This window comes from Cupriavidus sp. UBA2010, from assembly GCF_002335265.1.
GTDB lineage: Bacteria > Pseudomonadota > Gammaproteobacteria > Burkholderiales > Burkholderiaceae > Cupriavidus > Cupriavidus metallidurans.
Genome location: NZ_DDCI01000005.1, coordinates 1 through 14,364, shown reverse-complemented (window position 1 = coordinate 14,364; position 14,364 = coordinate 1). Strand labels below are relative to the sequence as shown.

Annotated in this window: 16 protein-coding genes; all 16 read left to right on the top strand. The window is 64.5% G+C overall.

Going from position 1 to position 14,364, the window contains the following annotated elements; translation table 11 throughout:
* Positions 1–226: 226 nt before the first annotated feature.
* Positions 227–838, top strand: a complete 612-nt coding sequence (locus B2246_RS01480) for a TetR/AcrR family transcriptional regulator (protein ID WP_150981814.1) — start codon at positions 227–229, stop codon at positions 836–838.
* Positions 839–974: 136 nt separating this feature from the next.
* Positions 975–2,006 (top strand): NADP-dependent oxidoreductase, encoded by a 1,032-nt coding sequence (locus B2246_RS01475; RefSeq protein WP_023007044.1) that lies wholly within the window; start codon positions 975–977, stop codon positions 2,004–2,006.
* 34 nt (positions 2,007–2,040) lie between these two features.
* Entirely contained in the window at positions 2,041–2,718 is a 678-nt protein-coding gene (locus tag B2246_RS01470) for a type 1 glutamine amidotransferase domain-containing protein (protein WP_034030322.1), read from the top strand.
* 11 nt (positions 2,719–2,729) lie between these two features.
* Positions 2,730–3,035, top strand: coding sequence for a DUF1330 domain-containing protein (locus tag B2246_RS01465; protein ID WP_023007046.1), 306 nt, complete (start codon positions 2,730–2,732; stop codon positions 3,033–3,035).
* Positions 3,036–3,062: 27 nt separating this feature from the next.
* Positions 3,063–3,893: a nitroreductase family protein gene (locus tag B2246_RS01460; RefSeq protein ID WP_034030325.1), complete on the top strand. Its 831-nt coding sequence runs from the start codon at positions 3,063–3,065 to the stop codon at positions 3,891–3,893.
* 73 nt (positions 3,894–3,966) lie between these two features.
* Positions 3,967–5,358 (top strand): NAD-dependent succinate-semialdehyde dehydrogenase, encoded by a 1,392-nt coding sequence (locus tag B2246_RS01455; protein ID WP_058131069.1) that lies wholly within the window; start codon positions 3,967–3,969, stop codon positions 5,356–5,358.
* Between the two features lie 87 nt (positions 5,359–5,445).
* Positions 5,446–6,864: a coniferyl aldehyde dehydrogenase gene (locus B2246_RS01450; RefSeq protein ID WP_023007049.1), complete on the top strand. Its 1,419-nt coding sequence runs from the start codon at positions 5,446–5,448 to the stop codon at positions 6,862–6,864.
* Positions 6,865–6,917: 53 nt separating this feature from the next.
* Positions 6,918–7,328 carry an organic hydroperoxide resistance protein gene (locus B2246_RS01445; RefSeq protein WP_023007050.1) on the top strand — a complete coding sequence of 137 codons (411 nt, stop codon included), beginning with the start codon at positions 6,918–6,920 and terminating at the stop codon, positions 7,326–7,328.
* Between the two features lie 29 nt (positions 7,329–7,357).
* Entirely contained in the window at positions 7,358–8,413 is a 1,056-nt protein-coding gene (locus B2246_RS01440) for an NAD(P)-dependent alcohol dehydrogenase (protein ID WP_023102505.1), read from the top strand.
* Positions 8,414–8,484: 71 nt separating this feature from the next.
* Positions 8,485–9,498 carry a zinc-dependent alcohol dehydrogenase family protein gene (locus B2246_RS01435; RefSeq protein WP_023007052.1) on the top strand — a complete coding sequence of 338 codons (1,014 nt, stop codon included), beginning with the start codon at positions 8,485–8,487 and terminating at the stop codon, positions 9,496–9,498.
* Positions 9,499–9,601: 103 nt separating this feature from the next.
* Positions 9,602–10,186 carry a flavin reductase family protein gene (locus tag B2246_RS01430; RefSeq protein ID WP_023112350.1) on the top strand — a complete coding sequence of 195 codons (585 nt, stop codon included), beginning with the start codon at positions 9,602–9,604 and terminating at the stop codon, positions 10,184–10,186.
* Positions 10,187–10,258: 72 nt separating this feature from the next.
* Positions 10,259–11,368: an S-(hydroxymethyl)glutathione dehydrogenase/class III alcohol dehydrogenase gene (locus B2246_RS01425; protein WP_058131072.1), complete on the top strand. Its 1,110-nt coding sequence runs from the start codon at positions 10,259–10,261 to the stop codon at positions 11,366–11,368.
* Between the two features lie 53 nt (positions 11,369–11,421).
* Entirely contained in the window at positions 11,422–11,820 is a 399-nt protein-coding gene (locus tag B2246_RS01420; protein ID WP_150981815.1) for a VOC family protein, read from the top strand.
* Positions 11,821–11,822: 2 nt separating this feature from the next.
* Entirely contained in the window at positions 11,823–12,650 is an 828-nt protein-coding gene (gene fghA / locus B2246_RS01415) for an S-formylglutathione hydrolase (RefSeq protein ID WP_150981816.1), read from the top strand.
* Positions 12,651–12,734: 84 nt separating this feature from the next.
* Entirely contained in the window at positions 12,735–13,697 is a 963-nt protein-coding gene (locus B2246_RS01410) for a quinone oxidoreductase family protein (protein ID WP_150981817.1), read from the top strand.
* Between the two features lie 167 nt (positions 13,698–13,864).
* The coding region (locus tag B2246_RS01405) for a LysR family transcriptional regulator (RefSeq protein ID WP_286881757.1) at positions 13,865–14,364 on the top strand (500 nt) is incomplete at its 3' end.

Below are 14,364 nucleotides of genomic sequence, written 5' to 3'. Positions count from 1 at the left end.
GCCAGCTGCCGCCCGCGTTTGTACGCTGCCGGCGAGAGAAGCAGACACGCATACCAAGCAGATAAGCCGTTGAGCGCGAATCTTCCTCTTGAGAAGCGGCTGCTGCTGTCCGGGAAGCGTCCCTGGCATTGCGCAGCAAGCGCTCTATTAATAGCTTTTAACTGTCATCATCAACTTGCCCGATGATTGTAGACGACCGGTCTAGTTTCAGGGTAAGATACAAACCATGACTAATGCCACGAACGACGTCCGCCAACATATCCTCGATACCGCCCGGATCATTATCGCGGGAAAGGGCTTCAGCGCCGTGGGCCTGAACGAGGTTCTCCAGGCTTCCGGCGTGCCGAAGGGTTCCTTCTACCATTACTTCGGCTCCAAGGAGGCCTTTGGCGAAGCGCTGCTGGAGGATTACTTCGCCGATTACCTGGCTTCGCTCGATAATCTGCTGAGTCGTCCTGATCTTTCCGCAGCACAGCGACTGATCGCCTATTTCGAGTACTGGCTGGAGACCCAGGCAGCCTGTGACCCGAAGGGCAAGTGTCTGGCGGTCAAGCTGGCTGCGGAGGTCAGCGACCTCTCCGAGGCGATGCGTTTAGTTCTTGAACAGGGCACCACGCGAGTGATCGCGCGTTTGGCCAGCGCCATCGAGGATGGCGCCAGCGACGGCTCGCTTCCGGTTGAGCTGGATGCCAGTACAACGGCGAACACGTTGTACCAGTTGTGGCTGGGCGCGAGCCTGCGCGCCAAGCTCACGCGCGACCGTGTACCCATGGAGGCCGCGCTGGCTGCTACGCAGGGCCTGCTAGGCCTGTCTTCTCATCTTCGACGCTGCGCCTGACAGACAGAAAAAAGTCCTCGTAGCTTTTGTTTTTTTGCCCAAACTGCATACGACCGGTCTAATTCAATCAGATGACAAACTTTGCTTCCACGCACGCACATGAGTCCGTTTCGGCCGTCCTTTTCAGGAGTCAGCGATGACCACTGCGATCCTGCAAACCCGCATCGTACTTGCCTCACGCCCCTCGGGTGAGCCGACGCCAGACGACTTCCGGCTGGAACAGGAATCGCTGCCTGAGCCAGGCAAGGGCCAGCTCCTGCTGCGCACGCTGTACCTCTCGCTCGACCCGTATATGCGGGGGCGAATGAGCGATGCTCCGTCCTATGCTCCACCCGTAGCGCTAGGCGAGGTGATGACCGGCGGCGCGGTGAGCCGGGTGGAGGTTTCGCACGACCCGGCATTCAAGGTTGGCGACCTGGTCGTCGGCGACACGGGTTGGCAGAGCCATACGCTTTCCGACGGTCGTGGACTGGTCGTGCTCGATTCCCGGACCACGAATCCTTCGCTGGCGCTGAGCGTGCTCGGCATGCCCGGCTTCACCGCCTACCACGGCCTGCTGAACATCGGCCGGCCGCAGCCGGGCGAGACTGTGGTCGTCGCCTCCGCCATCGGCGCGGTCGGCTCGGTAGTTGGGCAGCTTGCCCGGCTAAAGGGCGCGCGCGCCATCGGCATCGCCGGCGGGCCGGAAAAATGCCGCTACGCGCGCGAAGCGTTCGGCTTCGATGTCTGCCTCGACCACCGCGCGCCCGACTTTGCCGAACAACTGGCTACCGCGACGCCGCAGGGTATCGACGTCTACTACGAGAACGTCGGCGGCACGGTGCTCGACACCGTGCTGCCGCGACTGAACGTCGGCGCCCGCGTGCCGGTGTGCGGGCTGATCGCCCACTACAACGACACCGACCTGCCACCTGGCCCGGACCGCATGCCGATGATGCTGGGGCTGGTTCTGCGCAAGCGCCTGCTGCTGCAGGGTTTCATCATCGGCGACCACTACGCCGACGGTTTCGCGGCGTTTCAGCGCGACATGGGCGCATGGGTCGCCGAGGGCAAGGTCTCGGTCCGCGAAGACTTCGTCGAGGGCCTGGAACATGCGCCCCAGGCGCTGATCGACCTGCTCGCCGGCAGGCACTTCGGCAAGGTCGTGGTACGAGTCGGCACCCCCTGAGTCTTTCACTTCGAACCTCCAAAGGAGAGCCGCTATGGCCAATATTCTCGTCATCCTCACTTCGCACGACCAACTCGGCAACACTGGCAGGAAAACCGGCTTCTGGCTGGAGGAACTGGCTGCCCCCTACTATGCCTTCCTCGATGCCGGCGCGAAGCTGACCCTGGCCTCGCCCAAGGGCGGCCAGCCGCCGCTCGACCCCAAGAGCGACGAACCCGACGCCCAGACCGAGGCGACCCGTCGCTTCCTGGCCGACGCTGACGCGGTCAAGGCCCTGGCCAACACCCGCAAGCTGGCCGAGGTCGCCATCGGCGACTTCGATGCAGTGTTCTATCCCGGCGGCCACGGCCCGCTATGGGACCTGGCTGAAGACCCGGTCTCGATCGGTCTGATCGAAGCGGCGGTCAAGGCGAACAAGCCGGTCGGAACGGTCTGCCACGCACCTGGCGTGCTGCGCCACGTCAAGGATGCCGACGGCAAGCCGCTGGTCGCCGGCAAGCAGGTGACCGGTTTCAGCAACAGCGAGGAGGCTGCGGTTGGCCTGACCGATGTGGTGCCGTTTCTGGTCGAGGACGTGCTCAAGGCCAATGGCGGTCATTACAGCAAGGGCGGCGACTGGCAGTCCCACGTGCTGACCGACGGCCTTCTGGTCACCGGCCAGAACCCTGCCTCGTCCGCCGACGCCGCCAAGGCGCTGCTCGCCCTTCTGTGAGGAGATTGAACATGTCCGCTTACGTGGTTTTCCTGCGCGAACGCACCCTCGACGCCACCGAACTTGACATCTATGCGAGGCAGGCTCCAGCCGCGCGCGAAGGACACGATCTGACGCCGCTGGCGTTCTATGGCGATTTCGAGGTGCTGGAGGGACCGGCGATCGAGGGCGGCGTGATCCTGCGCTTTTCCGACATGCAGGCCGCACGCGCCTGGTATCACAGCCCCGCTTACCAGGCAGCACGGGTGCACCGGTTCAAGGGCGCGGACTACCGCGTGCTGTTGCTTGACGGCATCGGCGCGACACCTGCGGCCTGAGTCCCCTAACACGCACAGGATTCTGGAATGACTTCCCATCAGATCGACCCAGCCTCCGCATGGCAGGCCCGCTATGGCGAGGCCGCCGCCCTGCCGCTGCCCCCTGTTCCCGCCGCGCTGGCCGCGCTGCTGGAGCACCGATCAGTGCGCGCCTACACCGATCAACCGGTCGACGACGAGGCACTTCAACTCGCCATCGCTGCCGCGCAATCAGCCTCCAGTTCGTCCAACCTGCAGCCATGGAGCGTGATCGCCGTGCGCGACCCCGCGCGGCGCGCCCGCCTGGCCGCGTTGGCCGGCGGTCAGCGCCACGTGGCCGAGGCACCGCTGTTTCTGGCCTGGGTCGCCGACTGGTCGCGGCTGCGCCGACTCGGTGCCGCGCAGGGTGCCGCGACCGACGGTATCGATTACCTGGAGAGCTACACCGTCGGAGCGGTCGACACCGCGTTAGCCGCGCAGAACGCGGCGAACGCCTTCGAAGCCCTGGGGCTGGGTATCGTCTACATCGGCGGCATGCGCAACCATCCAGAGCAGGTCGCCGCTGAACTGGGGCTGCCGCAGGACAGTTTCGTGGTGTTCGGCATGTGCGTGGGCCATCCCGATCCGGCCCGCCCGGCCGAAGTCAAGCCGCGCCTGGCACAGCCGGCGGTGCTGCATCACGAACGCTACGACGCTGCCGGCGAGGCCGCCGCGGTGGCGCACTACGACCCGCTGATGCGCCGCTTCCAGCAGGAGCAGCAGCGTGACGACCGGCCCTGGTCGCAAGTGTCGGTGCAACGCATCGGCAGCCCCGGCGCGCTGATGGGCCGCCATCGCCTGCGCGAAGCCCTGAACGCGCTCGGCTTCACCCTGCGCTGAATTCCTCGTCCGCGCTCCGGCTCTGCAGGCCGTGACGCCTTCCTCCATCCACTGTCACAAGGAATCATCGAACATGGCATACGCCACCATCAACCCCTACACCGGCGAGACCCTGAAGACCTTCCCGGACGCCACCGACGCCGAGGTGGAACAGGCCATCGCCGCTGCGCACGAAGCCTTCCTGTCCTGGCGCGAGCGCTCGTTCACCGAGCGCGGTGCCATCCTGCAGCGTGCCGCAGACCTGCTGCGCGCCAAGGCTGGCGACTACGCGAAACTGCTGACCCTGGAGATGGGCAAGATCACCGCCGAGGCACTGGCCGAGGTCGAACTTTCCGCGCGCATCTTCGAGTATTACGTGAAGAACGCCGAGGCCCTGCTGGCACCGGAGAAACTGACCGTGGCCGATCCCGCCGAGGGCGACGCGTTGCTGGTACACGAGCCGCTGGGTGTGATCCTGGCGATCGAGCCGTGGAATTTCCCCTACTACCAGATCGCCCGCATCCTGGCCCCGCAACTGGCCGCGGGCAACACGCTGCTGCTCAAGCACGCCTCCAACGTGCCGCAGAGCGCGGATGCCTTCGAGAAGCTGATGCTCGAAGCAGGCCTGCCCGCGGGCGCCTTCAAGAACCTCTATGCGGCGCGGCACCACATCGAGATCATCCTCAACGACCCGCGCGTGCACGGCGTGGCGCTGACCGGCTCGGAAGGCGCAGGCGCGGTGGTCGCCGCCCAGGCTGGCAAGGCGCTGAAGAAGTCCACGCTGGAACTCGGTGGCGCCGACGCCTTCGTGGTGCTGGCCGACGCCGAGCTGGACAAGACCGTGAAGTGGGCGGTGTTCGGCCGCCACTGGAACGCCGGCCAGGTCTGCGTGTCCTCCAAGCGCATCATCCTGGTCGAGGCCATCTACGATGAGTTCCTGCGCCGCTACACCGAGGGCGTGGCCGGGCTCAAGGCGGGCGATCCGTTCGACCCCGCTACCACCCTGGCGCCGCTGTCCTCGCAGAAGGCCGCCGACGACGTCAAGGAACAGATCCGCCAGGCCGTCGCCCACGGCGCGACCGCGACCGAGGTGGGGCCCAAGGTGCCGGCGCAAGGTGCCTTCGTGCAGCCGACGATCCTCACCGGCCTGACTCCGGACAACCCGGCCTACTACTGGGAATTCTTCGGGCCGGTATCGCTGGTCTACCGCGCCCACGACGAGGAAGAAGCGATCGCCATCGCCAACGACTCGCCGTTCGGCCTGGGCGGCTCGGTGTTCACCGCCGACGCCAAACATGGCGCCGAAGTCGCCAAGCGCATCTCCACCGGCATGGTGTTCGTCAACCACCCGACCATGGCCAAGGCCGACCTGCCGTTCGGCGGCGTACGCCGCTCTGGCTACGGCCGAGAGTTGCTCGGCCTGGGCCTCAAGGAGTTCGTCAACCACAAGCTGATCGACGTGGTCGACATCGACGCGCCGTTCTGATGCAAGCGGGCCGGCGGCACGGTACCGCCGGCCGCCGTTTCGCGTCCACGGGCGACGTTCAACGTTAACCGAACTTAGGAAACCCTCATGAGTACATCCGATCTGATCACGCGCCTGCCTGGCGTCGTCGCGGCGATGAAGCAGGCGCACCTGAGCGATGGCCCGGCGGACGCCGAACAGCGGCGGGATCGGCTCGCTCGCGCCGAACGCCTGTTGTCCGATAACCGCGCGCAGCTGGAATCGGCCATTCGCGCCGATTATGGCCACCGCAGCCCCTATCAGACACTGGCCACCGATGTGCTTGCGCCCATCAAGAGCATGCGCCACGCGCGCGAGCAACTCGAACATTGGATGCGACCCGAAGCGCAAGACGCCGGTATGCCGGGCGTGCAGGCACGCGTGGAATACCAGCCACTCGGTGTAGTAGGCATCATCAGCCCCTGGAACTTCCCGATCAACCTCTCGTTCGGGCCACTCGCAGGCGTGTTCGCCGCCGGCAACCGCGCGCTGCTCAAGCCGTCCGAACTGACGCCCCGCACCTCCGATCTGCTGGCCGAGCAGATTCCGCGCTATTTCGATGCGCTCGAATTCGGCGTCGTGCTCGGAGACGCCGAAGTCGGCGCCGCCTTCACCGCGCAACCGTTCGACCATCTCATTTACACGGGCAGCACGGCAGTGGGGCGTCTTGTGATGCGCGCCGCGTCCGAGAACCTTGTACCGGTAACGCTGGAACTTGGCGGCAAATCGCCCGTGCTCGTCGACGTGGACGCCGACATCAAGATAGTGGCCGAGCGGGTGCTCACATCCAAGACATTCAACGCCGGGCAGATCTGCATCGCCCCCGATTATGTGCTTCTGCCGCCGTCCGCACGCGAGGCGTTCATCGAGCACGCCCGCGCGTTCGTTGCGGCCACTTATCCAGATCTGGGAAGCAACACCGATTACACCGCCGTTGTCAACGATCGGCACTTCCAGCGCCTGCAGGTGTTGCTCGATGACGCCCAGGCCAAGGGAGCAACCGTCATCAGTCTTGCACCGGACGGCGAAGCAGATGCCGATCCTGCGACCCGCCTGCTGGCACCGACGCTTGTACTGGATCCCGACGATACGATGCGCGTGATGCAGGAAGAAATCTTCGGGCCGGTCCTGCCGCTGGTGAACTGCCCGGATCTTGACCATGCCATCGACTACGTCAATGCCCATCCGCGTCCGCTGGCCGCGTACTACTTCGGCAGCGACGCAACGCGTCAAAAGCGCTTCACCGAACGCACCACCTCGGGTGCAGCAGTGATCAACGACACGCTGATCCACGCTTTTATCGAGGATCTGCCGTTTGGCGGTATCGGCCCTTCCGGCATCGGCGCCTACCACGGCATCCATGGGTTCCGGCGTTTCAGCCACGCCAAGGCCGTGGTGATGCAGAGCCCGGACGGGACCTCCAGCCTGGCGCTGCGCGCGCCCTATGCCGACAAGCAGAAAGCGGTCGAGGCACAGCTGAGCGAATGATTTTTTCCTGGGCGGAGCACACCGCCCTTCGTAAACCTACGGAGCTGAATACCATGAAGATTTTCTACAAGACCCGCGCCACCGCCGTCGGCGGCCGTTCCGGCCGCACCACGCTGGACGATGGCAGCCTCGCGCTGGATATGGCCATGCCGGGGTCCGGCAAGGCTGGCGTCAACCCCGAGCAACTGTTTGCCATGGGTTACGCCGCCTGCTTCGACAACGCGCTGCCGGTGGCGGCCAAGCAACTGAAGCTGGCACCTACTGCCACCAAGACCTCGGTCGAGGTCGGCATCGGCCAGAACGCCGAGGGCGGCTACAGCCTGGACATCGACCTGTATGTGGAAGTCCAGGGCCTGAGCGAAGCCGACGCGCAGAAGCTGGTGGAAACCACCCACCAAGTCTGCCCGTACTCGAACGCCACCCGCGGCAACGTCGACGTGCGCCTGCACACCAGCGTCGCCTAAGCGACGGTAGGCCTACGAGGAGAAACACCATGACAGTAAAAGCCTATGGCACCCATGCCGCTGACACGCCGCTGGCGGCGCTCGACATTGTTCGCCGCGAGCCGGGGCCGCACGACGTCAAGATCGACATCGCCTACTGCGGCGTCTGCCATTCCGACCTGCACCAGGCCCGCAACGAGTGGGCCAACACGCTGTACCCCTGCGTGCCCGGGCACGAAATCGTCGGCCACGTTTCGGCCATCGGCAGTGCAGTGACCAAGTTCAAGATCGGCGACACGGTCGGCGTCGGCTGCCTGGTCGACAGTTGCCATCATTGCCCGGCCTGCGACGCGGGCCTGGAGCAGTATTGCGAGCACGGCCAGGTCTTCACCTACAATGGCCCGACGCATGATGCGCCCGGCCACACCCTGGGCGGCTATTCGCAGCAGATCGTAGTTAAGGACGACTTCGTCCTGAAGGTTTCGCACCCCGAGGCGCAACTGGCCGCCGTGGCGCCGCTGTTGTGCGCCGGCGTCACCACCTGGTCACCGTTGCGCCACTGGAAGGTCGGTCCTGGCCAGAAAGTGGGCATCGTGGGTATCGGCGGGCTTGGCCACATGGGCATCAAGCTGGCACATGCCCTGGGCGCACACACCGTGGCCTTCACCACCAGCGAGAGCAAGCGCGCCGCTGCGCTGGAACTGGGCGCCGACGAAGTCATTGTCTCGCGTAACGCTGAAGAGATGGCGGCGCACGCCAACAGTTTCGACTTCATCCTCAACACGGTCGCAGCCAGCCACGACCTCGACGCCTTCACTGGCCTGCTCAAACTCGACGGCACCATGACCCTGGTCGGCGTACCCGAGCACCCGCACCCGTCGCCGAGCATCGCCAATCTCATCTTCAAGCGCCGCAGCATCGCCGGCTCGCTGATCGGCGGCATCGCCGAGACCCAGGAGATGCTCGACTTCTGCGCCGAGAAAGGCATCGTCGCCGAGATCGAGATGATCGCCATCCAGCAGATCAACGACGCCTACGAGCGCATGCTCAAGAGCGACGTGAAGTACCGCTTCGTGATCGACAGCGCGAGCCTGGCCGCCGCCTGAGGCGAAACAGCCTAACCGTTGCGGGCCGCTTCCCGGCGAGGCGGCCCGCGCGAAGCAACAGGAGATTCCAGATGAAAGCCATCGTGACACGCAGCCCCGGCGGCCTGGACTGCCTCGAACTACGCGAACTCCCCGACCCCGGCCAGCCTGGTCCAGGTCAGGTCCGTGTGAAGCTGCACGCCAGCTCGCTCAACTTCCACGATCTGCTGGTCGCCAACGGCGGCATCCCCGCCGCCGACGGACGGGTACTACTATCCGACGCCGCCGGCGTCGTCGAAGAGGTGGGCGAAGGCGTGAATGAGTTCAAGCCCGGCGACCACGTCGTCTCCGGCTTCTTTCCGCAATGGACCGACGGCCTGCCGTTCGCCGCGGTCGGCAACTTTCAGGGCACGCCGGGCGACGGCATCGACGGCTACGCCACCGAAGTCGCGGTGCGCGCAGCCGCCGACTTCACCCTGGCGCCGCGCGGCTGGAGCCACGCCGAGGCGGCGACCATCACCACCGCCGGGCTGACCGCCTGGCGCGCCCTGGTGGCCGACGGCCCGCTCAAGGCCGGCGAGAGCGTGCTGGTTCTGGGTAGCGGCGGGGTTTCGGTGGCGGCGCTGCAAATCGCAAAAGCGATGGGCGCGAGCGTGATTGCCACCTCCTCGTCGGATGAAAAGCTCGAACGTCTGCGCTCGCTCGGCGCCGACCACCTCATCAATTACCGCCGCACGCCGCAATGGGGCAAGCGGGTGCTGGAGATCACCGGCGGGCGCGGCGTCGATCACGTCGTGGAAGTCGGCGGCCCGGGCACGCTGGCACAGTCCATTCATGCGGTGCGCGTGGGCGGTCATATCGCGCTGATCGGCGTATTGACCGGCCGAGGCGGCGAGGTGCCGACTGCCGTATTGATGGCCAGGCAGGCACGCCTGCAGGGCCTGATCGTCGGCAGCCGGCGCCTGCAGCAGGAGTACGTGGCGGCGCTGGAGCAGACCGGCATCCACCCGGTGATCGACCGCAGCTTCCCGTTGGAGCAGCTTGCTGAGGCTTTCCGCTACCAGGAGAGCGGCCGCCATTTCGGCAAGGTCGTGGTGGATATCTGATCACCCAAGCCCTGTCCGTCCAGCTGCGCTGGCGGACGCGGCGCCCGGGACGCGCCCGGCTGCATACCGGACCCGGGCGTGGATATTTGAAGAGAGGAATGACATGACCGAACACGTCCTGTCGGTCGCATTGGACGATGCCTACCGGCTGATCACCCATGGTCCGACCGTCCTTGTGTCGGCCCGCCACAGTGGAGTCGACGACGTCATGGCCGCCGCCTGGGCCTGTGCGTTGGATTTTTCGCCACCCAGGCTGACCGTGGTGCTGGACAAGATCACACGAACGCGCGAACTGATTGAGGCCAGCGGTGAATTCGTCATCCAGATTCCAACTGTCGCGCAAGCGCGGCTGGTGCACGAGGTAGGCTCCCGGAGCCTGCATCAGGATCCGGACAAGCTCCAGAACTGCGGCGTGGAGCTCCTGCGCTTCGACGGCTTCGACCAACCCTTCGTGGCCGGAGCTTCGGCCTGGCTGGCGTGCCGGCTCATCCCGGAAGTGCGCAATCAGGAGACCTATGACTTGTTCATCGGCGAGGTGGTCGGCGCCTGGGCGGACGCGCGGGCGTTCAGCGATGGCCGCTGGCGCTACGAGCATGCCGACCCGGTCTGGCGCAGCTTGCATCATGTCGCCGGCGGGCATTTCTATACCATCGGCGATGCCCTGGACGTGCCTTTAACGCAACGCTAAACCTTTGGTCGCCCAGGTGGAGCGGCAACTGCCGCACCTCCGTAAAGTGCCCACCGATTACAGGAGAAAAGCATGAAGTCACGTGCTGCCGTCGCCTTCGGGCCAGGCAAACCGCTTGAAATCGTCGAGATCGACGTCGCTCCACCAAAGGCCGGTGAAGTTCTGGTCAAGATCACCCATACCGGCGTCTGCCACACCGACGCCTTCACCCTGTCGGGCGACGACCCCGAGGGCCTCTTCCCTGTCGTGCTGGGCCATGAAGGCGCCGGTATCGTGGTCCAGGTCGGCGAAGGCGTCACCAGCGTCAAGCCGGGCGACCATGTGATCCCGCTCTACACCGCCGAATGCGGCGAGTGCCTATTCTGCAAGTCGGGCAAGACCAATCTGTGTGTGGCCGTGCGCGCCACCCAGGGCAAGGGCGTGATGCCGGACGGCACCACGCGCTTTTCCTACAACGGCCAGCCGATCTATCACTACATGGGCTGCTCGACTTTCAGCGAATACACCGTCGTCGCGGAGGTTTCGCTGGCGAAAGTCAATCCGCAGGCCAATCCGGAACACGTCTGCCTGCTGGGTTGCGGCGTCACCACCGGCATCGGTGCGGTGCATAACACTGCGAAAGTGCAACCCGGCGACTCGGTCGCAGTGTTCGGCCTGGGCGGCATCGGTCTGGCGGTGATTCAGGGTGCGCGCCAGGCCAAGGCCGGGCGCATCATCGCCGTGGACACCAATCCGTCCAAGTTCGAGCTGGCACGCACCTTTGGCGCGACCGATTGCATCAATCCCAGGGATTTCGACAAGCCCATCCAGCAGGTCATCATCGAGATGACCGGCTGGGGCGTCGACCACTCCTTCGAATGCATCGGCAACGTCAACGTGATGCGCGCGGCGCTGGAGTCAGCCCATCGCGGCTGGGGTCAGTCGGTCGTTATCGGCGTGGCTGGCGCCGGACAGGAGATCAGCACCCGCCCGTTCCAGTTGGTCACTGGCCGACGCTGGCTTGGCACCGCCTTCGGCGGGGTCAAGGGCCGCTCGCAGCTGCCGGGCATGGTCGAAGACGCCATGAAGGGCGAAATCGACCTCGCGCCGTTCGTCACCCACACCATGCCCCTCGATGAGATCAACGAAGCCTTCCACCTGATGCATGAAGGCAAGTCGATCCGCAGCGTGGTGCATTACTGACCCGGAATCCCCCGGTTATTTATTGTTATCCAGTCAATCTGAAGGAGATTTTTATGGCAACTCCAGTCATTTCCGGCGACGGCGTTTTTTCGCACGCGTTCCTCGGCGCCATCGACATCGAAAAATCGGTCGCGTTCTACGACGCCACGCTGGGCGCGCTGGGCATCAGGAATCTGGGCCCGTTCGGCAATGGGTGGGTGCTGTATGGGCGTGACAAGCCGGCCTTTATCATCACCCGTCCCAGCGATGGCGGAGCGCCTTCGTCCAATGGCGTCACGGTAGGCTTTGCCGCGGCCACGCCGGCCGAGGTAGATGCCTTCCATGCCTCCGGCCTGGCCGCAGGTGGTACCGATGAAGGCCAACCCGGCCCGCGCGGCCACCTGCCTGGCGCCTATGCCGCCTACCTGCGCGACCCGGCGGGCAACAAAATCTGCTCGTACACCTTCATCTGAAGATGGAGCGCATCGAACACCGCGCCTGCTTCGGCGGTTGGCAGGAAGTGTACCGGCATGAGTCGCGCGCACTGGGATGCGCGATGAATGTGGGCGCATACCTGCCGCCGCAAGCCGCGCATGAAAAGCTGCCGGTGCTGTACTGGCTATCCGGCTTGACCTGCACCGAGCAGAATTTCATCACCAAGGCTGGGGAGCAGCGCTACGCTGCCGAGCGCAGCATGATTCTGGTCGCTCCCGACACCAGTCCACGCGGCGAGGATGTGGCTGACGACAACGCCTACGACTGGGGCAAAGGTGCTCGCTTCTACGTCAATGCCACGCGCGAGCCGTGGGCGCGGCACTTCCGCATGTACGACTGCGTCGTTGAGGAATTGCCGCAGCTCATCGAGGCAAACTTCAACGCTGACGGTGCGCGTGGCATTAGCGGCCACTCGATGGGCGGCCATGGCGCACTGACCATCGCATTGAAGAATCCGGGACGCTACCGCAGCGTTTCGGCGTTCTCTCCGGTCGTCGCGCCTTCGCAGATGCCATGGGGCGAAAAAGCCTTTTCCGCGTATCTGGGTGACGACCGCAAGGCGTGGAAGCAGCACGACGCAGTCGAGCTGATCGCCAGTGCGCAGGAGCGCCTGCCGTTGCTGATCGACCAAGGCGATGCGGACGAGTTCCTCGATGAGCAGCTCAAGCCGAAATTGCCCGCGCAAGCCGCGCAGGCAGCAGCATATCCGGTCACGCTGCGGATGCAAGCAGGCTACGACCACAGCCATTACTTCACCGCGAGTTTCATTGGCGAACACCTCGCCCACCATGCCCATACGCTGAAGTAGCGCCGCGGACGCGACGCATCGATCTTGGAAGTAAGCCCATGCCATCGGGCTTGCAAGCGACCTACGACATGAAAGGAACATGACATGAAAGCTGCCATCTACGAACAACCTGGAAACCCCTCCGTCCTGCACCTGGCCGAGGTTCCGGATCCGGTCGCGGCGGACGACGAACTGCTCATCCGCGTTGAGGCCATCAGCATCGAGGGCGGTGATCTCGTCGGTCGCCGCGAAACCACACCCAGCGGCCCGACCGACATCCTTGGCTATGCTGCCGCCGGCGAGATCCTGCAGGTTGGACGCGCCGTGACCGGCTTCAAGGTCGGACAGAAAGTCACGGGGTTCAATTTCAAAGGCTCGCACGCCGAACTGCGGGCTGTGCCCGCGGCGACCAGCTGGCTGGTCCCGGATGGTCTCGACATCAAGGTCGCGGCGGCGATCCCAGCGGGTCCGGGCACCGCCGCGTACACCTTGAAACTGGGAGCTCTCAAACCTGCCGAGACGGTACTGATCCAGGGCGCTGCGGGCGGCGTGGGGCTGGCTGCCGTCCAGCTCGCGGCGAAAGTGGGAGCGCGGGTCATCGGCACCGGCACGCGCTCTGAAACGCTCGAAGAACTCCACGGATATGGACTTTCCGATGCCATCGTCGTCACGGCTGACAAGCCTGCTAGCGAGCAGATCCGCGCGCTTCTCGGTGGCAACGCGGTTGACCTGTTGATCGACAATGTTGGCGGGACGGCGCTGGTCGATGGTCTCCATGTGGTGAGGGACGGCGGGCGCGGCGTCATTGTGGGCGTATTCGGAGGCCGCAACCAGCCGATCGACGCAGGACATCTCCTGGTCCATCGGCAGACGGTGATCGGCTGCCTGCTCGGCCCGGTCATGGGCGAACCGGATGTCCATGCGTTAATCGACGATCTGCTCCAGCAGGCTCTGCGAGGCGAACTAAAAGTGCCGATCGATGCGACCTTCACGCTTGCGGAAGCAGCAGCGGCCCATCGCCGGGCAGAGGAACGCGGCCGCATTGGTCGCGTAATCATGGTGCCTTGATTCCAGGTCAGACCTACCGAAACAAGATATGAATGAAGTGAAAACGCCACTTACCAACAGCGCCTTGCAGCATCTCCCATTTTGTAGGTTGCTTGCTTGCCCACAAGCCATTTCCTGTCGGAGGGAAAGGGAGTAAGTCCAACGAAATGAACATAAAGGAGCAGCCCATGGAGCTGCGACACCTACGCTGCTTTGTCGTCCTGGCTGAGGAACTACACTTCACCCGAGCCGCTGAGCGCCTCCACATCGACCAATCTCCACTTTCCCGAGCAATCAGGGAATTGGAGGATGAGTTAGGCACGTTGTTATTTGATCGGGACCGTCGTGGAACTCGACTGACCCAGGCCGGCACCGTATTTCTACAGGACGTGCGCCGTGTGTTCACCACACTGGATCAGGCTCGCGAAAACGTCAAGGCTGTATCCGCCGGTTATCGAGGTAGTCTGCGAATCGCGGTATCCGATGGCGCGATCGACCCACGCTTTTCCGAATTCCTGACACGCTGTCGAGAGGAAGAGCCTGAAATTGAGGTCCGGCTCTCCGAAGTCTCATTCTCGGAACAATTGCGTGGACTACGATCAGGAGACTTCAGCATCGGCTTTGCGCATACCAATAGCGTCGGAAGCGGAATCGTGGCCGAAGCTATGAGCTTGCCCCCGCAAAACGA